General features: G+C 68.7%; 18 protein-coding genes. 8 read left to right on the top strand and 10 right to left on the bottom strand.

The features are described 5' to 3' along the window. Positions 1-106: 106 nt before the first annotated feature. Both GWI72_RS14970 and GWI72_RS14975 read right to left on the bottom strand, forming a co-directional pair. Positions 107-1,471: an SH3 domain-containing protein gene (locus tag GWI72_RS14970; RefSeq protein WP_161709220.1), complete on the bottom strand. Its 1,365-nt coding sequence runs from the start codon at positions 1,469-1,471 to the stop codon at positions 107-109. Positions 1,472-1,576: 105 nt separating this feature from the next. Beyond that, entirely contained in the window at positions 1,577-2,464 is an 888-nt protein-coding gene (locus GWI72_RS14975) for a LysR family transcriptional regulator (RefSeq protein WP_161677415.1), read from the bottom strand. A gap of 96 nt (positions 2,465-2,560) precedes the next feature. On the opposite strand from GWI72_RS14975, the gene GWI72_RS14980 reads away from it, so the two are divergent. Continuing rightward, entirely contained in the window at positions 2,561-4,174 is a 1,614-nt protein-coding gene (locus GWI72_RS14980) for a proton-conducting transporter transmembrane domain-containing protein (RefSeq protein WP_161709221.1), read from the top strand. 68 nt (positions 4,175-4,242) lie between these two features. After that, positions 4,243-6,648, top strand: coding sequence for a YbcC family protein (locus GWI72_RS14985; RefSeq protein WP_161709222.1), 2,406 nt, complete (start codon positions 4,243-4,245; stop codon positions 6,646-6,648). A gap of 6 nt (positions 6,649-6,654) precedes the next feature. On the opposite strand, the gene GWI72_RS14990 is transcribed toward GWI72_RS14985, so the two are convergent. From GWI72_RS14990 to msrB, 3 genes are all read right to left on the bottom strand, one after another. Next, positions 6,655-8,151 carry a protein adenylyltransferase SelO gene (locus GWI72_RS14990; protein ID WP_161677412.1) on the bottom strand — a complete coding sequence of 499 codons (1,497 nt, stop codon included), beginning with the start codon at positions 8,149-8,151 and terminating at the stop codon, positions 6,655-6,657. A 429-nt stretch (positions 8,152-8,580) separates the two neighbouring features. Continuing rightward, positions 8,581-9,087, bottom strand: coding sequence for a peptide-methionine (S)-S-oxide reductase MsrA (gene msrA / locus GWI72_RS14995; protein WP_161677411.1), 507 nt, complete (start codon positions 9,085-9,087; stop codon positions 8,581-8,583). 1 nt (position 9,088) lies between these two features. Then, positions 9,089-9,535, bottom strand: a complete 447-nt coding sequence (gene msrB, locus GWI72_RS15000) for a peptide-methionine (R)-S-oxide reductase MsrB (RefSeq protein WP_161677410.1) — start codon at positions 9,533-9,535, stop codon at positions 9,089-9,091. Between the two features lie 145 nt (positions 9,536-9,680). Between msrB and GWI72_RS15005 the strand changes: the two genes are divergently transcribed. From GWI72_RS15005 to modC, 4 genes are all read left to right on the top strand, one after another. After that, positions 9,681-10,130 (top strand): LysR family transcriptional regulator, encoded by a 450-nt coding sequence (locus GWI72_RS15005; protein ID WP_161709223.1) that lies wholly within the window; start codon positions 9,681-9,683, stop codon positions 10,128-10,130. A gap of 64 nt (positions 10,131-10,194) precedes the next feature. Continuing rightward, positions 10,195-11,007 carry a molybdate ABC transporter substrate-binding protein gene (modA, locus tag GWI72_RS15010; protein WP_348272699.1) on the top strand — a complete coding sequence of 271 codons (813 nt, stop codon included), beginning with the start codon at positions 10,195-10,197 and terminating at the stop codon, positions 11,005-11,007. A gap of 15 nt (positions 11,008-11,022) precedes the next feature. Beyond that, positions 11,023-11,724, top strand: coding sequence for a molybdate ABC transporter permease subunit (gene modB, locus GWI72_RS15015; RefSeq protein WP_161677408.1), 702 nt, complete (start codon positions 11,023-11,025; stop codon positions 11,722-11,724). Further along, positions 11,721-12,857 (top strand): molybdenum ABC transporter ATP-binding protein, encoded by a 1,137-nt coding sequence (gene modC, locus GWI72_RS15020; protein WP_161709224.1) that lies wholly within the window; start codon positions 11,721-11,723, stop codon positions 12,855-12,857. The genes modB and modC overlap by 4 nt, the downstream gene beginning before the upstream one ends. On the opposite strand, the gene GWI72_RS15025 is transcribed toward modC, so the two are convergent. From GWI72_RS15025 to GWI72_RS15040, 4 genes are read right to left on the bottom strand one after another with little or no spacing between them, the layout of a single operon-like run. Then, a complete protein-coding gene (locus tag GWI72_RS15025; protein WP_161709225.1) occupies positions 12,826-13,965 on the bottom strand; it encodes a DmpA family aminopeptidase in 1,140 nt (379 codons plus the stop codon). The genes modC and GWI72_RS15025 overlap by 32 nt on opposite strands. A gap of 29 nt (positions 13,966-13,994) precedes the next feature. Further along, the gene (locus GWI72_RS15030) at positions 13,995-14,819 is read right to left on the bottom strand and encodes an ABC transporter permease (RefSeq protein WP_208995918.1); all 825 of its coding nucleotides are present in this window, start codon (positions 14,817-14,819) and stop codon (positions 13,995-13,997) included. A gap of 12 nt (positions 14,820-14,831) precedes the next feature. Further along, positions 14,832-15,731 (bottom strand): ABC transporter permease, encoded by a 900-nt coding sequence (locus GWI72_RS15035; RefSeq protein WP_161677405.1) that lies wholly within the window; start codon positions 15,729-15,731, stop codon positions 14,832-14,834. Further along, positions 15,728-16,786 carry an ABC transporter ATP-binding protein gene (locus GWI72_RS15040; RefSeq protein ID WP_348272700.1) on the bottom strand — a complete coding sequence of 353 codons (1,059 nt, stop codon included), beginning with the start codon at positions 16,784-16,786 and terminating at the stop codon, positions 15,728-15,730. Before GWI72_RS15040 ends, GWI72_RS15035 begins: the two co-directional genes overlap by 4 nt. A 268-nt stretch (positions 16,787-17,054) precedes the next feature. Here GWI72_RS15040 and GWI72_RS15045 point away from each other — a divergent pair, with 268 nt between their 5' ends. Together GWI72_RS15045 and GWI72_RS15050 are read left to right on the top strand one after the other, a co-directional pair. Next, on the top strand, positions 17,055-18,107 hold the full coding sequence (locus GWI72_RS15045) for a polyamine ABC transporter substrate-binding protein (RefSeq protein ID WP_161709227.1): 1,053 nt from the start codon (positions 17,055-17,057) through the stop codon (positions 18,105-18,107). A gap of 79 nt (positions 18,108-18,186) precedes the next feature. Then, positions 18,187-19,041: a MurR/RpiR family transcriptional regulator gene (locus GWI72_RS15050; protein ID WP_161677402.1), complete on the top strand. Its 855-nt coding sequence runs from the start codon at positions 18,187-18,189 to the stop codon at positions 19,039-19,041. Between the two features lie 118 nt (positions 19,042-19,159). On the opposite strand, the gene GWI72_RS15055 is transcribed toward GWI72_RS15050, so the two are convergent. Beyond that, a complete protein-coding gene (locus tag GWI72_RS15055; protein WP_161709228.1) occupies positions 19,160-20,509 on the bottom strand; it encodes an aspartate aminotransferase family protein in 1,350 nt (449 codons plus the stop codon). Positions 20,510-20,528: the final 19 nt, after the last annotated feature.

Below are 20,528 nucleotides of genomic sequence, written 5' to 3' on the forward strand. Positions count from 1 at the left end.
CCGGTCTCCTCCCGTGGTACCTGGCCCGGCGTCTCGCCGGGCCATTTTTTCAGGCGCCGCCTGGCGTTGGACCCATCGGCCAGCCGGGCAACCGGGGTCCGTCCGCTCAGCCGCCGAAGGGCAGGGCATCGGCGATCTCGTAGCGTTCGCCGCCGATCCGGAGCAGGGTGAGGTCACCGGTCCGTTCGGCGGAAAAGCTCAGGCCCGGGTCCGTCGCAACCACCCGGCCGCCGCGGAACTCGACAGTGCGTTCCCTCCCCGTCGGCAGGGTGATCCGGATGGAGACGGTTCCGGGGTCACCGCGCAGGGCGCGGAACGGGCAGGTCCGCATCGGCCGGCCCGGTCCGGGCGAGCAGGGCAGCAGGCCGGTGATCTCCTGTCCCGGCCGTGGCCGCTCCGGACGCACCTGCTCCGGACGAACCGGCACCGGCGCACCGGGTCCGGCCGGGGAACCTGCCTCGACGAGGAACCGCCCGCTCACCCAGCCGATGATGCGGTCGTTCAGGCCCGTGGCGACCTGGCACCAACGGCTGGCTCCGGCCATCCGGCAGCCGAGGTTGCGCACGACCATTCCGTTGGCGAGCTGGCCGACCACCGGGTTGCCGGTGCCGGGGGCGCTGCGCATGTTCAACGTGTCGCCGCCCGCAAGACCGGTCACCAGCCAGTGGTCCGGCCCTCCGGCCAGGCCGTCCGCGAAGTCCGGGCCAAGGTCAGGCATCGGGCCCGGAATCAGGCCAGGTACCGGACCTGGTATCGGACCGGGGCCGGGCAGTGGGGCCGGTTGCGGCGGCTGGCCCGGTGAGGTCCGCGCTTCCGCGATGAACCGCCGGTTCACCCAGCCGCTGATCCCCTCCTCGTTGCCGAGCGCGACCTTGCACCACTCCGTCTGGCCGCCGGCCTCGCAGCCGAGGTTGCGCAGCAGGGTTCCGTTCGGCAGCTCGTCGAGCACGGCAAAGCGCTGGCCCGGTCCGGCCCGCAGGTTCAGTCTGTCGCCGGCCTGAAGGCCCGTCACCACCCACGTTCCCCGCCCGCCGATCTCCGGCGCGGGGCGCTGGGCGCCGTCGCCGCGCACCGCCACCGACAGGGAGAACCGCGTGGCTTCGTCGCGCCGGGCGGCGTTGCGCATCAGGAACACCTGGATGCGGTAGTCGCCGCTCTCGCGCAGCACGGCGGAGAAGCTGGTGCCGTCCGTCGGGCCGATGAAGATCGCGGTGTCACCGCGCGGCGGCAGGACATTGAAGTAGGTTGCCGGGTTGTCCGCGCTGAGGTCGACACTGAGCCGTTGCCCGGCGCTGGCGCCGAGCACGTAGTCGATGCTTTCCCGTCCCCGCAGGCGTCCGGCAATCTCGGCCGAGGACTGACCGCGGGCAAACTCCACCCGCGCGCTGCGTGTCTCCTGCGCCAGGGCGGCGGGGTGGGGCGCTGCCAGCAGGCAGGCGAAACCGAGAAGAAGCAAGGCGGCACGTGTCACGTCAGTCGCTCCGTTGCGCGGGGGCGTGGTCCGGCAAGCTTAGCGTCTCCGCCGGACCGGGGCTTGTGCGTTTCATCACGGATCGTCGTTTCGCGGCGACCGGCGTTACAGGCTGCTTTCCAGCTTCTGTCCGATGACCTCGCGCAGGAGCGGGTTGGGGAACCGCCGCGAGGCCGTGACTGCATAGAAGGTTTCCGTCAGTCCGGTCAGGCGCGCGGCCTCCTTCAGGACGCCCGAGGCGAGTTCGTCGCGCACCACGATCGGCGGCATCACTGCCAGGCCCGCGCCGGCCCGGGCGAGCAGGCGCATCATGGCCATGTCGTCCACCTCGGCGGCAATCTGCGGCGTCAGGCCCTTGCGCGCCATCAGCGCGTCGAAGCCGGTGCGTACGCTGCTGTCCACCGTCGGCAGGATCAGCGGTTCCCGGCCGAGCAGCGTCGCCAGGTCGTCGCCGTCGCGCAGACGGTCCGGGGTGCCGACCAGGCTCACCGGCTGTTCGGCGAGCCGGTGCGAGACGAAGGCCGTGGCCGCGTCGCTCGCGGGCGGCTGGGTCAGCAGCACCACGTCGAGCCCCAGGGTTTCGAGCTGCCGCAGCAGGTCGGACGGCGATCCCGACCGCAGGATGATCTCGACGTCGGCGCGGCCGATCAGCGGCCGCACGAAAGCCATCTGGAAGTTGCGCGACAGCGTCGCCATCGCACCGATCCGCAGCACCTGCCGCACCCGGCCCGTCTGGCGCAGCGTGCCGATCAGTTCCTCGCCGGCGGCAAAGATCGCGTCGGCATGGTCGAGCGTGATGCGCCCGGCCTCCGTCAGATGCAGCTGCCGGCCGCGCCGCTCGAACAGCGCGTGGCCCAGCCGCTCCTCGAGCTGGCGGATCTGAACGGACAGTGCCGATTGCGACAGGTTCAGCCGTTCGGCCGTCCGGGTCAGGTTGCCGTCATGGGCGACGGCCCAGAAATAGCGGAGGTGGTGGTAGTTCAGTTCAGGCATGGTTCATTTTTATCGAACGAAAAATCAAAAACAATGAATTTTTCTGGCGATCACAGGGTTGCTATTCCGTTGCCAGCGTCACTGCTGGAGGGTTCGATGTCCACATTGCCTGTTCTTGCCGGAGTTGTCCCGGCGCTTGTCACCGGGATCGCCGGTCTTGCCGGTCCCCTGCTTCTCGGTCTCGTTGCCGTGTTCGCCCTCCGGCGCCCGGGCCGCCGTCCGCATCCGCTGCCGCTGGTCGCCGAAGCGGCGGGGGGACTGGCGCTGCTGACGGCGCTCGTCACCCTGGCAGGCTATCTGGCCAACGGGGCGATGACGCTGGTGATCGTCGGAACGGCGGACTGGCCGCTGCTGGCGCTGCGGGTGGATGTCATCTCCGTCACCATGCTGCTGCTGGTCGCCTTTGTCGGCTGGGCGGTGCTGCGCTACAGCCGCACCTACCTCGATGGCGAGGCCGTGCAAGGCGCGTTTACCGGCTGGCTGGCGGCGACGCTGGCGCTGGTGATGCTGCTGGTCACGGCCGGCTCGCTGGTGCAGCTCGTCCTCGCCTGGGCGGCGGTGTCCTACGGCCTGATCCGGCTGCTGCTCACCTATCCCGACCGGCCGGGCGCACAGCGTGCTGTCGCCAAGAAGCGCTTCACGGTGCTGATCACCGAAGCCTCCCTGGTGGTCGCCGTGCTCTTCCTGGCGCTGGCCTACCAGACCACCGACATCGCCCGCATCCTGGCTGCGGCCGGCGAGGGGCAGGGCGGTGGCCTTGCCATCGCGGCGGCGGCCTTCCTGGCCCTGGCGGCGGTCATCAAGTCGGCCCAGTTCCCGCTGCATGGCTGGCTCACCGAGGTGATGGAGGCGCCGACGCCGGTCTCCGCGCTGCTGCATGCCGGCGTGATCAACGCGGGGGGCTTCCTGCTCATCCGCTTCGCCGATGTCCTGCTGCTCAGCCCCGGCGTCATGGCGCTGCTGGTCATCCTCGGCGGCTTCACGGCCCTGTTCGCGGCGCTGGTCATGCTGACCCAGCCGATGGTGAAGACCGCGCTGGCCTGGTCGACGGTGGCGCAGATGGGCTTCATGATCCTGCAGTGCGGCCTGGGTCTCTTCCCGCTCGCCCTGCTGCACATCCTTGCCCACTCGCTCTACAAGGCCCATGCCTTCCTGTCCTCGGGAACGGCGGTGGCCGAAGTGGCGCGGTCGGCACGACCGGGCGCGGTGGCGGTTCCCTCCGGGGCGGCGGTCGGGCGCGCGTTCCTGCTGGCGGTTGCCGTCTATGCGGCGGCAGCTGCTGCCTTCGGCGTCGCCGACAAGTCGGTCCAGGCGCTGGCGCTCGGGGCGGTGCTGATCTTCGGCGTGGCCTATCTCCTTGCCCAGGGGTTCGCCGGCGCGGCGCCGCGCGGCCTGATGCTGCGCACCATGGCTGCGTCGCTCGCGGCGGCCGTGTCCTACTTCGCCCTGCAGGCGCTCTCGGCCGCCGCCTTCGGGCATGCCCTGCCCGAGCCGCTCGTGCCCGGTCCGCTTGAGACGGCGCTCCTTGTCCTGATGCTGGCCAGCTTCGGCGCGGTTGCGGTGACCCAGGCGATGTTCCCCCTCTGGGGCGCGCATCCGGCGGCGGCAGGACTGCGGGTGCACCTGTCCAACGGCTTCTACGCCAACGCGCTGCTCGACCGCTGGCTCGGCCTGACCGGCCGCCCGCCGGTCGCGCGCCAGGCGGGCTGATGTCCGCCCCGCGCCCTGCGTCCCGCTCTGCCGTTCCGTCCCGTTTCTCCTGATCGAAAGACACGCCGATGACCCTGCACACCCTGCCTGCCGAAGCCGAAGCGCTCGGATCCGCCGTTCCCCTGCTTGGCCTTGCCGATGTCGCAGGCGCAGCCCAGGCCGCGATCCGTCAGATCCCGCCCGCCTTTCCGCTCGCCGCCACCGTCGCCGTCAATCCCTTCCTCGGCCAGTCCGGGCTGACCCTGGCCGAGACCGCGGCCCTGCTCGGCCGGCTCGGCGGTATCCCGGTGCTGCGGCCGCGGACCGAGCTGGCCGCCGAGGTTGCCTCCGGGCGGATCGAGGACTGCCATCTGGCCGCAGCGCTTGCGGCCAGTCCGCATCCGCTGCCGCTGGATCTTGCCGGTCTGAAGGCGGCGCTGCGGCGGCCGCATGTCGCCCGCACGCCGCTGGCCTCGGTTGCGGCGCTGGCCGGGACCGCCGAGGGGCGCGACTGGGTCGGCCTGATCGACGAGCGGGTCGGGGCCTTCGCAGCCGCCCTGTTCGACGAGGGGCAGGCGCTGTGGCCGCTCGCCCGGGCCGGGTCGGTCTATGCCACCTGGCGGCTGGTCGCCAGCCATGACCTGACCACGGGCATTGCCGGCCTCACCGGCTTTGCTGCGCAGGTCGCCAATGCCCCGGATACCTCGCTGGGGCTCATCCTGCGGGCGGTCACCCGGATGGGTGTCCCGGGCCCGGCGCTCGCGTCCTGGTTCCACCAGCTGCTGCTGTCGCTCGGCGGCTGGGGCCAGGCGGCGCGGTACCGGCTGTGGCAGGCCGAGCTGGAGGGCGGCAGCGACGACACGCTGCTCGACCTGCTGGCGATCCGGCTGGCGCATGAAGAAGCGCTGTTCCTGCGGCTGCAGCCCGAACAGGTGGCGCAGTGGCAGGACATTGTCGCAAGCCACGCGACCCCGGCCCTCCCGTCCGAGGACGAGGTGATCGACGCGGTCGTGCAGGAGGCGGCCGAGCGGGCGGCCCAGGCGCGGCTGGCGGCACGGATCGGTCCGGTGCTGCCGCGCGTCGGCGCGGTCCGGCCGGCGCTGCAGGCGGCCTTCTGCATCGATGTGCGCTCCGAGGTGTTCCGCCGGGCACTGGAAAGTCAGGACACGTCGATCCAGACGCTGGGCTTTGCCGGGTTCTTCGGCATCGGCGCGGCGCATCGTCGGTTCGCCTCCGATGTGGTGGAAAAGCGGCTGCCCGTGCTGCTGACGCCGGGCGTCTTCTCCTGTTCCGGAACGCCGGCCCAGTCCGACAAGGACCAGGACACCCGGATCCGGTCGCGGGCCGGCCGCGCCTGGCGCCGGTTCCGGCAGGCGGCGGTGTCCTCGTTTGCCTTCGTCGAGGCGGCCGGTCCGCTCTATGCCGCCAAGATCGCCCGGGATTCCCTGCGCCTTGCCGACGTGGAGACGGAGGAACCTGCGCCGTGCTTCAACCCGCCGCTGCCGCTGGCCGACCGGCTGGCGGCCGCCGCAAAGATCCTGCGGGCGATGTCGCTCACCGGTCCCTTTGCCCGGGTCGTGCTCCTGACGGGACATGGCGCCACGGCGGCCAACAATCCGCATCTCAGCGCCCTGCAGTGCGGCGCCTGCGGGGGCCATTCCGGCGAGGTCAACGCCCGGCTTCTGGTCAGTCTTCTCAATGACCTCGACGTCCGCAAGGGGCTGGTCGCCGAGGGGATCAGCATTCCGCTCGACACGCTCTTCGTCGCCGGGCTGCACGACACCACCACGGACACGGTGACCCTCTACGACAAGGATGTCGCCTTTGCCGGTCATGTGGCGGATCTCGCCCGGCTGCGTGGCTGGCTTGATGCGGCGGGGCGGATTGCCCGGGCAGAACGTGCGCCGCGGCTGCCGGGAGCCACCGACGGGGCCAGCGTGGTGGCGCGGTCGCGCAACTGGGCCGAGGTCCGGCCGGAGTGGGGGCTTGCCGGCTGCGAGGCGTTCATCGCCGCCCCGCGCGAGCGGACACAGGCGCACGCCCTGTCGGGGCGGGTCTTCCTGCATGACTATGTCTGGCAGAAGGATGAAGGCTTTCAGGTGCTGGAATTGATCCTGACGGCCCCGGTCGTGGTCGCGAGCTGGATCTCGCTGCAGTATTACGGCTCCTCGGTCGCGCCCGGTGTCTACGGTGGCGGCAACAAGCTCCTGCACAATGTCACCGGCGGCATGGGGGTCGTCGAGGGCAATGGCGGCGCCCTGCGCGTCGGCCTGCCGCTGCAGTCCGTGCATGACGGCGTCGCCCTGCGCCACGAGCCGCTGCGGCTCACGGTGGTCGTCGATGCGCCCAGGGAGGCGATCAACGACATCCTGGCCCGGCACGACGGCGTCCGCAGCCTCTTCGACAAGGGCTGGCTGCACCTCGTTCTCGTCGGCGAGACCGGCGGGCTGTCCGAGCGCTATGCCGGCGACCTGCGCTGGGTGACGGTCGACTGATCCCGGTCAGGTGCCGCAGAAGGTGCGGTAGGGACCAAACTCGAGCGGGGCCGGGACGGCATGGTCCTCCAGCCCCGGTCGCTCCGTGAAGGGGGCGGCGAGCACCTCCAGCAGCCGCTCGAACGGCTGCAGGTCGCCGGCAATCGCCGCCGTCAGCGCCTGTTCGACCTTGTGGTTGCGCGGCACATAGACCGGGTTGACCGCCTCCATGGCCCGGCGGCGGTCGTCCGGCGCCTGGACATCCCGGCTCAGGCGCGCGGTGTACAGGACCGCGAAGTCGCGGGCCTTGTCCCCGGCAAGGCCAATCTCGTCAAGGGTCCCGATCTCGCCCGTGGCAAAGCGGGCGAGCGCGCGGAAGGTGCCGGTCATGTCGGCTGCGACGCCGTCCCGTCCGGCCGCCATGGCGTCGAACAGCAGCGTTGCGAGCGCTTCGTCCGTCTCCTCGGCGTTGGTCAGCCCGAGCTTCCGGCGCATGCCGTCGAGCCAGGCGGTCTGGAACCGCGCCGGGAAGGCGTTGATGGCGGTCGTTGCCTTCTCGATGGCGGCGTCCTCGCTCGCGTCGAGAAGCGGCAGCAGGGTTTCGGCAAAGCGGGCCAGGTTCCACTGCGCGATTGCCGGCTGGTTGCCATAGGCGTAGCGGCCGTGGGTGTCGATGGAGCTGAACACCTGCCGCGGGTCATAGCGGTCCATGAAGGCGCAAGGTCCGTAGTCGATCGTCTCCCCGGAGACTGCCATGTTGTCCGTGTTCATCACGCCGTGGATGAAGCCGACCAGCATCCAGCGGGCGACAAGATCGGCCTGTCGACCGATCACGCGGTCCAGGAACGCCAGCACGGCGTCGCCGGTCACGGCACCGCCGGCAACCAGATCCGGGTCGTGCCGGGTCATGGTGTAGGCCGTGAGCTGGCGCAGGCGCTCATGCTCGGACCGGGCTGCGAAGAACTGGAACGTCCCGACGCGGATGTGGCTCGCAGCGACCCGCGCGAGGACGGCGCCCGGCAGGATGGTGTCGCGCAGCACCTGCTCGCCCGTTGCCACCACCGCAAGGGCGCGGGTGGTGGGAATGCCGAGCGCGTGCATCGCCTCGCCGATGATGTACTCACGCAGCATCGGCCCGAGCGTCGCCTTCCCGTCACCGCCGCGCGAGAAGGGCGTGCGGCCGGAGCCTTTCAGATGGATGTCGCGGCGCCGGCCGTCCGGGGTGAGGATTTCCCCGATCAGCAGTGCCCGCCCGTCGCCGAGCTGCGGCGAGAACCCGCCGAACTGGTGCCCGGCATAGGCCTGGGCGAGGGGGCTGGCGCCGGCCGGCATCAGCGTTCCGGACAGGAGCCGCGCACCGGCCTCGCCCTCCAGCGCGGCCGCATCGAGACCCAGCTCCGTTGCCAGCGCCCGGTTCAGGCGCACCATGCGCGGCGCAGGCGCCGTGTCGCCCTGCCATGGCACGTAGAAACCCTCAAGGTCCCGGGCGTAGCTGTTGTCGAAGGAAAAAATGGCTTGCGACATGCGGTGGCGTCCAATCCCTAAAACTTGTCTCAAATCTATGTCGCCGACGGTGGCAGGTCACGCCGTTTGACGGACACAGCTCCGTGCCGGAGGGGTCGATCGGGGAAACCGGTTACCGAAGCATGAACCTGACTGACGAAACCCGGCCGGACGGGCCGTCGGGCGCCGCCGGGCCCCTGACGGGCCTGCCCGATGCTGCCCTGTGCTGGCCGATGCTGTCCGGTGCCTCAGCCCGGAGAAGAGCATCGGGACGGGTCCGCAGGCGTCCGGGATCGGTTGGACGCCTGCGCGGCGGTGCCGGCAGGCTGCGGACGCGCCTGCCGCGCATCACGAGGCCCTGATCACGAGGCCCGGATCTCGGGGGCCGGATCAGGGGGGCGGATCAGGGAGCGCACCGGGGATGGTGCAGGCGCGTGCCCGTTGTCCGGCCTATTCTGCCGCTGCTCGCTTCGGCAGAACCCAGTTGGGCCGCGGGAAGTGGCAGGTGTAGCCGTTGGGGTAGCGCACGAGATAGTCCTGATGCTCCGGCTCCGCTTCCCAGAAGGGGCCCGCCGGTTCCACTTCCGTCACCACCCGGCCGGGCCACAGACCGGAGGCGTTCACATCGGCAATGGTGTCGAGGGCCACCTGCTTCTGCGCGTCGTCGAGGAAATAGATTGCCGAGCGGTAGGAGGGGCCGATGTCGTTGCCCTGGCGGTTCGGGGTGGTGGGGTCATGGATCTGGAAGAAGAACTCCAGCAGCCGCCGGTAGCTGATCCGGGCCGGATCGAACACGATCTCGATGCCTTCGGCATGGCTGCCGTGGTTGCGGTAGGTCGCATTGGGCACATCGCCGCCGGTGTAGCCGACGCGGGTCGCCAGCACGCCGGGCAGCCTGCGGATCAGGTCCTGCATGCCCCAGAAGCAGCCGCCGGCCAGAATTGCCTTTTCGGTCATGTCAGATGTCCTCCACCTGGTCGAGATAGGCGCCATAGCCCTCGCGTTCCATGTCGTTGCGATGGATGAAGCGAAGGGCGGCCGAATTGATGCAGTAGCGCAGGCCGCCGCGGTCGCGCGGGCCGTCCGGGAAGACATGGCCGAGGTGGCTGTCGCCGTGGGCGGAGCGCACTTCCGTGCGGATCATGCCATGGGTCGTGTCGGTCAGCTCGGTCACGTGTTCCGGCACGATCGGCTTCGTGAAGCTCGGCCAGCCACAGCCGGATTCATACTTGTCCGACGAGGCAAACAGCGGTTCGCCGGACACGATGTCGACGTAGATCCCCGGCTCCTTGTTGTAGAGATAGGTGCCCGTTCCCGGCCGCTCCGTGCCGTTCTGCTGGGTGACCCGGTACTGCTCCGGCGTGAGCCGCGCGATGGCCTCTTCGGACTTCTTGTAGGTCGGCATGGTCAGAAGACTCCCTTCATCAATGGGCAAGATATGGTGCATTCGTGGCAATTTGCCCAGTTGCAGTCGTGACACCTCCGCGTGAGATCGTGGTGATGGGCGAAAACAGTTGCAAAGCCCGGACCGCCAGTAAAGGTTCAAGCGCATGACCCATGATGAAGCCGCCCCCGTCGCAGTGCCAGCCCCAGCGCCCGTCTCCCGTCAGGATCTCGCCCCTGATCCGGTCACGGTCCCGGCGCCTTGGCCGCGGCTGCGCCTGCGTCTGGTCTTCGGCGACGACGCCATGCTCGGTCCCGGCAAGGTCGAGCTTCTGGAGTTCATCCGCGAGGAAGGCTCGATTGCCGCCGCCGGCCGGCGCATGAACATGAGCTACAAGCGCGCCTGGATGCTGGTCGAGCATCTCAACGCCGCCTTTCGCGAGCCGCTGGTCGACAGCTCCCGCGGGGGGGCGAAGGGCGGTGGCGCCCAGCTGACCACCACAGGCGAGCGGGTTCTCGCGGAATACCGCAAGCTGGAAGACCGGATTGCCGAAGCCGGGTCCTCGGAGATCGACACGATCCGCTCGCTCCTGAGGGATGTTTCCGGCGAGAAATAACGCTTGCAGCACCTGTTGAACCTTGCGATGTTTCCGTGGAACCATAACGCCTGCGGAGGTGCCCGTGCGCCCGTTTTCCGATCTCGCCCTGCCATCTCTTCGCAAGACCCTCGCCGCAGCCTGTGCGCTTGCCGTCCTCACGCTCTCCGCGGGTCTTGGCGCCGTCCCGGCCGCCCGGGCAGCGGAAACCACGGTCTTTGCCGCAGCCTCGCTCAAGACGGCGCTCGACGAGATCACCGCAGCCTATGCCGCGGGGGGCGGCGGCAAGGTGACCGTCTCCTATGGCGGCAGCTCGACGCTGGCCAAGCAGATCGAGCAGGGGGCACCGGCCGACATCTTCATCTCGGCCAGCGTCGACTGGATGGACACGCTCGCGGAAGGCAAGCTGATCCGTCCGGACAGCCGGGTCGATCTGCTCGGCAACACGCTGGTTCTCGTGGCCCATGGGGCCGACGCGCCGAAGCTCGAGATATCCGGTCAGCTTGATCTTGCGGGCCTGCTTGGCGACGGCCGGCTTGCCATGGCGCTGGTCGACAGCGTCCCGGCCGGGGTCTATGGCAAGGCTGCCCTGACCTCGCTCGGGCTTTGGCCGTCTGTCGAAGCAAAGGTGGTCCAGTCCAACAATGTCCGCATCGCCTTGTCCCTTGTGGCCTCCGGCGACGCGCCTTTTGGTATTGTCTACGCAAGTGACGCAAGGGCCGAAAGCAATGTCAGCGTTGTCGGCACTTTCCCTGCCGGAAGCCACGCCCCCATCGTTTTTCCGGTCGCCTTGACGGCGGATGCAAGGCCCGAAGCCGAGGCATTTCTCGCGTTTCTTCTCGGCGCCTCAGCTCGGGCCGCATTCGAGCGGCAGGGATTTCAGGTTCTGGCCAACTGAGGGACGAACCGGCTCATGCAACCGGACTGGCTGAGTGCAGAGGAATGGCAGGCCGTGGTGCTGTCGCTCCGGGTGGCGTTCTGGGCCACGCTGGTCAGTCTGCCGCTGGGCATCGGTGTTGCGCTGGCGCTGGCACGCGGTCGGTTTCCGGGGCGCCAGCTGCTCAATGGTCTTGTGCACCTGCCGTTGATCCTGCCGCCCGTCGTGACCGGCTATCTTCTTCTGCTCACCTTTGGCCGCCGGGCGCCGCTGGGCTCGTTTCTCTATGACACTTTCGGCGTCGTCTTCGCCTTTCGCTGGACGGGAGCCGCCCTGGCTGCCGGGGTGATGGCCTTCCCACTGATGGTCCGGGCCATCCGGCTGTCCATTGAGGCCGTGGATCCAAAGCTGGAACAGGCAGCCGCCACGCTTGGAGCCTCGCGGGTCTGGGTGTTCCTGACTGTGACATTGCCGTTGATCCTGCCGGGCATTCTGGCCGGGTCAGTCCTCGCCCTTGCCAAGGCGATGGGGGAATTTGGCGCGACCATCACCTTTGTGTCCAGCATTCCCGGCGAAACGCAAACCATGTCGCTGGCCGTGTACACGCTCTTGCAAGTTCCTGGCGGAGACGCAGCCGCTTTCCGTCTTGTCCTCGTTTCCCTCGTGCTGTCGATTTCCGCGCTGCTCCTGTCGGAGGTGGTGGCCCAGCGTGTGGCGCGGAGGATTTCCGGACGATGACGCTCGATGTCCGCCTCACCCATCGCTTTCCCGGGTTCACGCTCGATGTCGCCTTCGCGGGCAGCGACGGGGTCACCGCGCTGTTCGGACGGTCGGGATCGGGCAAGACCAGCGTCGTCCAGGCGGTGGCCGGGCTGTTGCGGCCGGAGGCGGGGCGGATCCTGCTTGCCGGGGCGCCCCTGCTCGACACCGCGCGGCAGGTCGAGGTGCCGGTGCATCGCCGCCGCATCGGCTACGTGTTCCAGGAAGGGCGGCTGTTTCCCCATCTCACGGTGCGCCAGAACCTGCTCTACGGACACTGGTTCACCGGCGGGGGCGCGGCAACCGGTCTGGCGCGGGTGGTGGACCTTCTCGGGATCGGGGCCTTGCTGGACCGGGCGCCCGCGGATCTCTCCGGGGGGGAGAAGCAGCGCGTGGCGATCGGCCGGGCGCTGCTCGCGCGCCCGCGCCTTCTCCTGATGGACGAACCGCTCGCCGCGCTCGACGAGGCCCGCAAGGCGGAAATCCTGCCCTATCTCGACCAGCTTGCCCGCGACAGTGCGGTGCCGATCCTCTATGTCAGCCATTCGCTGGCCGAAGTCCTGCGGCTGGCCTCGCATGTGGTCGTGCTGGAGGCCGGACGGGTGCTGCGTGCCGGGCCTGCCGCGATGGTGCTGTCCGATCCGGGGGCAGCCGGGTCGCTGGGGCCGGCCGGAGCCGGCGCGCTGCTCGAGGGCGTCGTCAGGACACACACGGCGGACGGCCTGACCGAAGTCGGCATTCCCGCCGGATCCCTGCTGTTGCCGCATGTGCCTGCCGCTGCTGGGGCGCCCGTGCGCCTGCGCGTTTCGGCCGAGGACGTGATCCTGTCGCGGACCGCGCCCGTCGGCCTGTCCGCGCTCAACATCCTGCCGGCCGAGGTGCTGGCGCTGGAGCCCGCCGGCCCGGGTCGCGTGCTGGTGCAGGTGCGGCTTGGGCCCGACCGGCTCCTGGCGGCGCTCACGGAACGGTCCGCCCTTGCGCTGGGCCTGGTGCCGGGCGAACCTTGCCACGTGGTGCTGAAATCCGTCGCGCTGGCCGCGTCGGGGGATGCGTCGGTCTGGATCCCGGCCGCGCCCGACCTCAGTCCTTCACCCGGCCGTGGCGGCGCATGACCTCGACCAGGGCGCCGTGGTCGATGGCCTTCACCAGCGCCACGTCATGCGCCGTGCCGCCGAGGTCGCGGGCAGCGATCATGCAGTTGAGCACGGCCTCCTCCACGCCCTCCACGGCCGCCTGATAGACTGGATCGAGCAGGTCGTCGTTCACCATCTCCAGCGCGTAGCGGGCCGGGGCCTTGTGCGGCAGCGGCCGGGCATTGGCCGTGGAAAAGGCAAGGAAGATGTCGCCCGACGAATTGCCGCCGGCGGTGCCGCCGCGCGCGATGCCGAGCGCTCCGCGCCGGGCCAGACGCTTCAGCTGATGCGGAGCGAGCGGCAGGTCGGTGGCGATGATGATGATGATCGAGCCGCGCTCGTGGTCTTCCGGGCCGTCGCTGTCTGCCATCGGCATGTGACGTCCGACGGGCACGCCGAGCGGGGAGAACCACTCGCGGATGCCGTGGTTCGCCTGCACCAGCACGCCGACGGTGAAGTCGGTGCCGTCAAAGCTGATCCGCCGCGACGCGGTGCCGGTGCCGCCCTTGAAGCGGTAGGCGATCATGCCGGTGCCGCCGCCGACATTGCCCTCGGCGATGGGGCCCGGCCGGGCCGCGTCGAGGGCGGCGCGGGCGTCGGCCTCGGTCAGCGGCAGGCCGTTGATGTCGTTCAGCACGCCGTCATAGGTCTCGGCGACGACAGGCATCAGCCAGAGATGGTCGCCCGCGGTGTAGGTCTCGGGATGGCTGTCCAGCATCCAGCGGATCGCCGCCTGATGGCAGGCGCCGACCGCATGGGTGTTGGTGATCAGCACCGGCCCGACGAAGAACCCGCCGTCCTCGATCCAGTGGCTGCCGGTCATCTCGCCGTTGCCGTTGAAGCGGTGGATGCCGGCATAGACCGGGGACGGATCGGCCTCGCGCGGGCGGGGCAGGATCGCGGTCACGCCGCTGCGCACCGGCCGGTTGCGCCCGGGGCGCGGGGCATCCTCGATCACGGTGCGGTAGCCGACCGCGACGCCCGGCACATCGGTGATGGCGTTGAACGGGCCGGGCGTGCCGGGCAGGTCGAGGCCGAGGTCGCGGGCGCGGGGGCTGCGGAGCGCGGGGGACGCGGAATGGGTCATGGGCGTTTCCCTTGGAACGTCTTTGTGGTTCAGCGCTTGCGGTTGCGCAGGTAGAGCCCGGCGAAGGCGATGGCGAAGGAGAACACCAGCATCATCACGGCGAGGGCGTTGACCTCCGGCTTTATGCCGCGTCGCAGCATGCCGAAGATGTAGATCGGCAAGGTCTGGGTGTTCGTGCCGGAGATGAAGTAGGTGATCACCAGATCATCCATCGAGATGATGAAGGCCAGCAGCGCGCCGCCCAGGATGCCCGGCATCAGCTGGGGCAGCAGGATGCGCCGGAAAGTGGTCCATTCGCTGGCCCCGAGGTCGGCCGACGCCTGCTCGAGGCTGCGGTCCATGCCGGCCAGGCGTGCCGAAACGACGATGAAGACATAGGACGTGAGGAAGGTCGTCTGGCCGGTGATGATCGTGCCGAGCCCGAGCTGGGCGCCGGCACCGACAAAGAAGATGAGCAGCGCGATGCCGAGCACGATGTCCGGCATCAGCATCGGCACGAACAGCAGGACCCGGTAGAAGCGCTGGCCGGCGAAGGGATGCCGGTAGAGCGCCATCGCCGCGCTGGTGCCGAGCACTGTCGACAGGGCCGTCGTGGAGAAGGCGACGATGAAGCTGTTCTTGACCGCCGCCAGCAGCTGTTCCGTCGTCTCGATGTAGAGCGCGGCCTCCGAGGCCGCGTTGCGCAGCCCGAAGATCTGGCGGTACCAGTCGAGCGTGAAGCCCGACCAGCGCATCATGTTCACCGGATCGGCGTTGAACGAATAGACGACGATCAGGGCGATCGGCACGTAGATGAAGGCGAAGAACAGCAGCGTGAAGGCCAGGAGCGCTTTCATGCCGAGGTGTCTGAACATGGCGCGTCTCCCTCAGGCGCGACCGGAACCGGCCGGGTCGGCCCGCTCCTGACGGATGGCGAAGTAGAGCAGCAGCAGCACGACGGCCATCACCAGCATGGCCAGCGCCGAGCCGAAGGGCCAGTTGCGGGCGGCCAGGAACTGCTGCTCGATCAGGTTGCCGAGCATCATCGACTTGGCACCGCCGAGCACCGCCGGCACGATGAAGTTGCCGAGTGCCGGGATGAAGACGATGATGCAGCCGCCGGCGATCCCCGGCAGGGTGAGCGGCAGGATGATGCGGCGGAACGTGTCGAAGGGGCCGGCACCCAGATCCTGCGAGGCGCGGATCAGGGTCCAGTCGAGCTTCTCGACGCTGGCATAGAGCGGCAGGAACATGAAGGGGATGTAGATGTAGACCATCCCCAGGATCACCGCGCCTTCCGTGTAGAGCAGGTCCAGCGGCGCATCGATCAGGCCCAGCTCTTCCAGTGTCAGGTTGATGAAGCCGGTCGGCCGCAGGATCAGCACCCAGATGAACAGCCGCACGATCAGGCTGGCGAAGAACGGCAGCGTGATCAGGAACAGGGCAAAGTTCTTCCAGCGGTCCGGCAGGGCGGCGATCTGGAACGCGGCCGGGTAGCAGACCAGCAGCGTCAGGGCCACGGTGATCAGCGCGATCTTCACCGAGCGGGCAAAGATCGACAGGTAGACCGGGTCGAAGACCTCGAATTCCGGATCGGCGAAGCCGAGGATCCGGCCGTAATTGTGCGGGTAGTAGCTCCATTCCACCCCGCCGTAGAGGCCGGGCATGAGGAAGCTGTAGACGACCATGATCGCCAGCGGGAGCAGCAGGAACACCCCGAGAAACAGGGTGACCGGGCCGAGCAGCAGCGCAAGTTGCTGCCGCTTGCGGGAGCGCAGCGTGCTCATGCGGCCTCGCTGACGGCCGGGAAGAGATGCACCGAGGCCGGATCGTAGCCGAGCAGGGCGCTGCGCCGGCTTTCCGCCTCCGCGATGCGCGCCTGCTGCGAGGCCGGCAGGGCGGCGACCACCTTCTGGCCGTCCGGCGTGTGGCCGTGGATCTCGAACAGCATGCCCATGAAGACCACCTGATCGACCGAGACCTCCAGCGTTGCGAGCGCGTCATGCGCGCCGGGCGCGGTGAGCGAGAACTGTTCCGGCCGGATCAGCGCGGTGACCGCACCGGAGCCTGCGGCCGTGACCGGGCTGGGCATGCGGGCCTCGATCGTCAGGCCGGCCGTGGTCGTCAGCACCGTGCCCTGGCCCCGGGCCTCCGCCATCCCGGTGAAGAGGTTGCTGGCCCCGATGAAGGAGGCGACAAAGCCGTTCGACGGGCTGTTGTAGACCTCGCCCGGCGTTGCCAGCTGCTGGATGCGGCCGCCATTCAGCACCGCGATCCGGTCCGACATGGTCAGCGCCTCCTCCTGGTCATGCGTCACGAACACGAAGGCGATGCCCAGCTCGTGCTGCAGCGTCTTCAGCTCGATCTGCATGGCCTGGCGCAACTTGCGGTCCAGCGCCGACAGGGGCTCGTCGAGCAGCAGCAGCTTCGGCCGGGCGACAATGGCCCGTGCAAGGGCGACGCGCTGCTGCTGGCCGCCGGACAGCTGGCGCGGCAGGCGCTTTTCCAGCCCGCCGAGGCCGACCATCTCCAGCGCCGCGGCCACCCGGCTGTCGCGCTCGGCCCGTGCCACCCGGGCAATGTCGAGGGCATAGCCGACATTGTCGCCCACGCTCATGTGCGGGAACAGGGCATAGCTCTGGAACACGGTGTTCACCGGCCGCCTGTTGGGCGGCCTCTGCGTCATGTCCTCGCCGTCGATGAAGATGCGCCCGCCATCCAGCTCCACGAAGCCGGAGATGGCATGCAGCAGCGTGGTCTTGCCGCAGCCCGAGGGACCAAGAAGCGTCAGGAATTCGCTGGGCCGGACACTGAGGTCGATGCCGTCGAGAGCCGTGACCATGCCCCCTTCCGGTGAGGCAAAACTCTTCCGTGCCCCGTCAAGTCTGACGCTGCTCTGGTCCATGCTTCGGACTCCGCCACTGATGTTCCCCGGAACAGGCTTTTTGTTATCAAGATACCTGTTCACTATTTTGGTTATCATGATATCGTTCTGGTGCGGATGTCAATCCAGCGAGTGCCGCAAAGGTGCCAGCCGCCCGACGGGGAACAGGGGCGGGACAGCCGTGACGCAACCTGCGTGTCGCAGACAGCCAACAGGGGAGTTTGTCATGAGAAGCGTGAAGAGCCGCATCCTTGCCGGAGCCGCCATCGGTCTTGCGCTGGTGGTGCAGGGAGCGACGGGCGCCGCCGCTGCCGGGGTGCTCAACCTCTACAACTGGGGGGAGTACATCAATCCGGAAGTGCTGAAGGCCTTCGAGGCCGAGACGGGCATCAAGGTCAATCTCGACACCTACGGGTCCAACGAGGAAATGCTGGCCAAGGTCCAGGCCGGCGGGACGAATTACGACATCGTCTTCCCGTCCGTGCACATGCAGGACATCATGGCCAAGCTCGACCTGCTCGAGAAGACCAACATCAACACCTATGAGGGTTTCAAGCACATCGACCCGCAGTTCCTGCGGGCGAAATCCGATCCGAAGGGCGAGTACTGCCTGCCCTATGCCTGGGGCAGTGTCGGCATCGTGTACAACCGCGAGGTTCTCGGCAAGGACATCACCGGCTGGAAGGATCTCGTTGCGACGGTCAGCGCCAAGGATCTCAAGTTCACGCTGCTCGACGACATGCGCGAGGTTCTGGGCGTCGGTCTCATCCTCAACGGCAAGTCGGTCAACTCCACCGATGCCGCGGACCTGAAGCTGGCCGCCGACACGATGATCGCGATGAAGCCGCATGTCGCCGCCTTCACCTATGATGCCCGGCCGATGGTCCAGGCCGGCGACGTGGCTGCGGGCCATTTCTTCGTCGGCGCCATGGTCGACGTGTTCGGGGCCCCGGAAAAGCTCGGCTACGTGATCCCGGAGGAAGGCGCGACGATGTACCAGGAAAACATCTGCGTGCTGAAGGGGGCGCCCAACAAGGAGAACGCCCTGCGCTTCCTGCAGTTCTACACCAAGCCCGAGATCGTGGCGCTCAACATCGCGCAGCAGACCAACGGCACCGCGAACGTGCCCGCCCGCGCCCTGACCCCCGACAACATCAAGAATTCCGAGGAAATCAATCCGCCGGCAGACGTCATGGCGAAGCTGCAGATCTTCGAGGATCTGGGCGCCGACCTGCGCAAGATGGACCGGGTCTGGACGCAGGTGAAGACGGCGCAATAAACTTCCGCCATAACGGAAACCGGGGCTGCGGCGGCCTGCTGCCGCAGCCCCATCACGACACAGGCACCGGGAGGGGGCCATGACGCCGGTCGTCCTGACCCGTCTGCGATCGCCCGAGGCGCGGCAGACGAAATCCGACATTCTCATCGCCAACTACATGGAGCGGAACCTGGCCGAGGTTCCGTTCGAGACGGCCAAGTCCATCGCCGAACGGGTCGGCGTCAGTCAGATGACCGTCGGCCGCTTCCTGCGGCGGCTGGGCTACAGCGGGCTTGAGGACCTGAAGCAGGACCTCAGGGAAGGCTCGGCGCGGACGGCCTGGGACGTGCGCGGCGGCTTTGACCGGCTGAAGGAGGACGCGCGCGAGGGCCGCCTGCTGGCGCAGCTCATCCAGCAGCAGGTCGACAACCTGTCGCGCATGTATGACATCACCACCGCGCCCGAATGGCAGCAGGCGATCGAGGCGATCGTCGCGGCCGAGGAAGTCTATGTCGCCGCCTACCAGAACGTGCGCGGGGTGGCGCAGTATTTCGCCGCACAACTGTCCTACGCCCGGCCGCGCGTGCAGTTCGTCGATGGCCTCAACGGCACCTATGCCGAGCTTCTCGACGGCAGCGTGGACAACCGGCTGCTCATTCTCGCGGATGTGCGCCGCTTCGCGTCCAAGGCCCAGCCGCTGGCCCGCGCCGCCCGGGAGGCGGGGGTGAAGGTCGTGCTGATCTCGGACGATGCCTGCACCTTTGCCGACGAATGCGCCGACATCCCGATCATCATGCCCGGTGCACGCGGTCCGCTCTGGGACGGTGCGGTGACCATGGTCGCGGTCTTTGACCTGCTGGTCGCCAACCTGATCGTGGCGCTGGGCGACAGCGTCAATGCGCGGGTGGACCGGCTCACGGCCCTGCAGGACCGGTTCGGCGATTTCGAGGACTGACCCTCCCGCCGGCCACGCCCCTCAGCGGCCGCACCCGACCTGCCGCAGCCTGACTGATCGCAGCCTGACTGGCCGCGCCCCTGACCGGGCGCAGCCGCCGGGGCAACGCCGGCGCCGGTCAGGCGCGGGCGAGACCCGCCGCCAGACCGTCCGCAATCGTGGCGACATCGGCAGAGGTGATCACCAGCGGGGGCGACAGGATGATGTTGTTGCCCGACACGCGGATCATGATCCCCGCCTCGTAGGCTCCGTCGGCAACGGCGGCCATCACCTTCTTGTCGACCGGCTTCTTGCTGGCGCGGTCGCTGACCAGTTCGAGCGCGGCCATCAGCCCCTTGCTGCGCACGTCGCCCACCACATCGAAGCGGGCCTTGAGGTCCGCCAGCACGGCGGCCAGCTCCTCGCCCCGGGCGGCGGCATTGCCGGCGAGGTTCAGGCGCTTCGTCTCGGCAAGGGCGGCGAGCCCCGCCGCGCAGCCGACCGGATGACCCGAATAGGTGTAACCGTGGCCGATGGCGCCGAAGGAGGTGCGGTCGGCCTCGAAGACGTCGGCGACCTTCTGGCTGATCAGGGTGGCGCCCAGCGGGAAGTAGCCGGAGGTGATGGCCTTGGCGATGGTCATCATGTCCGGCTTCACGCCCCACAGGCGCGAGCCCGACCAGGCCCCCGTGCGGCCGAAGCCGGTGACCACCTCGTCGGCAATCAGCAGGATGCCATGCCGGTCGAGCACCTCGCGCAGCATCGGCATGAATGTCTCGTGCGGGACGATGACGCCGCCTGCCCCCAGCACCGGTTCCATGATGAAGGCGGCAATCGTGTCGCCGCCCTGGAAGGCGATCTCGTCCTCCAGCGCGCGGATGCAGAGCCTGGCGAGTTTCGCCGGATCGGTCTCGTCAAAGGGATTGCGATAGGTCCAGGGGGCGGGGATGTGGAAGCAGCCCGGCAGCAGCGGCTCGTAGTTGCGGCGGAAATTGGCGTTGCCGTTGACGGAGGCCCCGCCGAAATGGGTGCCGTGGTAGCCCTTCTTCAGCGCGAGGAACTTGGTCCGGTCGGCCTCGCCCTTGATCTTCCAGTACTGGCGGGCAAGACGCAGCGCGGATTCCACCGAATCCGAGCCACCGGAGGTGAAGAAGCTGCGCACCATGCCTTCGGGGGCGAAGAACTCCGCCAGCTCGTAGGCCAGCTCGATCGAGGGGCCGGTCGAGGTGCCGCGGAAGCCGGAGTAATAGGGCAGCTCTGCCAGCTGCCGGGCGATTGCCTCCTTCACCGGATCGCTGGAATAGCCGAGGTTGACGTTCCACAGGCCGCCGACCGCATCCAGCACCGACTTGCCGTCGATGTCGGTCACGGTGACGCCGTCGCCCTTCATGATGACGCGGGGCGGGCTGGCCTGCATCTCGGCCGGATGGGCCATGGGATGCCAGATCGGCCGGGCGTTGTTTTCCGTCAGGAAGTTCATGTCGCGCATGGCGCACTCCTCTTGGAGG

This window comes from Pannonibacter sp. XCT-53 (assembly GCF_009915765.1).
Classification (GTDB): Bacteria; Pseudomonadota; Alphaproteobacteria; order Rhizobiales; family Stappiaceae; genus Pannonibacter; species Pannonibacter tanglangensis.

Bases quoted from the DNA above. Each gene is read 5' to 3' on its own strand.
- modC (WP_161709224.1), top strand. From the start codon at position 11,721: ATGACGCTCGATGTCCGCCTCACCCATCGCTTTCCCGGGTTCACGCTC.
- GWI72_RS15045 (WP_161709227.1), top strand. From the start codon at position 17,055: ATGAGAAGCGTGAAGAGCCGCATCCTTGCCGGAGCCGCCATCGGTCTT.
- msrA (WP_161677411.1), bottom strand. From the start codon at position 9,087: ATGACCGAAAAGGCAATTCTGGCCGGCGGCTGCTTCTGGGGCATGCAG.
- GWI72_RS15050 (WP_161677402.1), top strand. From the start codon at position 18,187: ATGACGCCGGTCGTCCTGACCCGTCTGCGATCGCCCGAGGCGCGGCAG.
- GWI72_RS14980 (WP_161709221.1), top strand. From the start codon at position 2,561: ATGTCCACATTGCCTGTTCTTGCCGGAGTTGTCCCGGCGCTTGTCACC.
- GWI72_RS15005 (WP_161709223.1), top strand. From the start codon at position 9,681: ATGACCCATGATGAAGCCGCCCCCGTCGCAGTGCCAGCCCCAGCGCCC.
- GWI72_RS14975 (WP_161677415.1), bottom strand. From the start codon at position 2,464: ATGCCTGAACTGAACTACCACCACCTCCGCTATTTCTGGGCCGTCGCC.
- GWI72_RS15040 (WP_348272700.1), bottom strand. From the start codon at position 16,786: ATGGTCACGGCTCTCGACGGCATCGACCTCAGTGTCCGGCCCAGCGAA.
- GWI72_RS14990 (WP_161677412.1), bottom strand. From the start codon at position 8,151: ATGTCGCAAGCCATTTTTTCCTTCGACAACAGCTACGCCCGGGACCTT.
- GWI72_RS14985 (WP_161709222.1), top strand. From the start codon at position 4,243: ATGACCCTGCACACCCTGCCTGCCGAAGCCGAAGCGCTCGGATCCGCC.
- modB (WP_161677408.1), top strand. From the start codon at position 11,023: ATGCAACCGGACTGGCTGAGTGCAGAGGAATGGCAGGCCGTGGTGCTG.
- msrB (WP_161677410.1), bottom strand. From the start codon at position 9,535: ATGCCGACCTACAAGAAGTCCGAAGAGGCCATCGCGCGGCTCACGCCG.
- GWI72_RS15025 (WP_161709225.1), bottom strand. From the start codon at position 13,965: ATGACCCATTCCGCGTCCCCCGCGCTCCGCAGCCCCCGCGCCCGCGAC.
- GWI72_RS15030 (WP_208995918.1), bottom strand. From the start codon at position 14,819: ATGTTCAGACACCTCGGCATGAAAGCGCTCCTGGCCTTCACGCTGCTG.
- GWI72_RS15035 (WP_161677405.1), bottom strand. From the start codon at position 15,731: ATGAGCACGCTGCGCTCCCGCAAGCGGCAGCAACTTGCGCTGCTGCTC.
- GWI72_RS15055 (WP_161709228.1), bottom strand. From the start codon at position 20,509: ATGCGCGACATGAACTTCCTGACGGAAAACAACGCCCGGCCGATCTGG.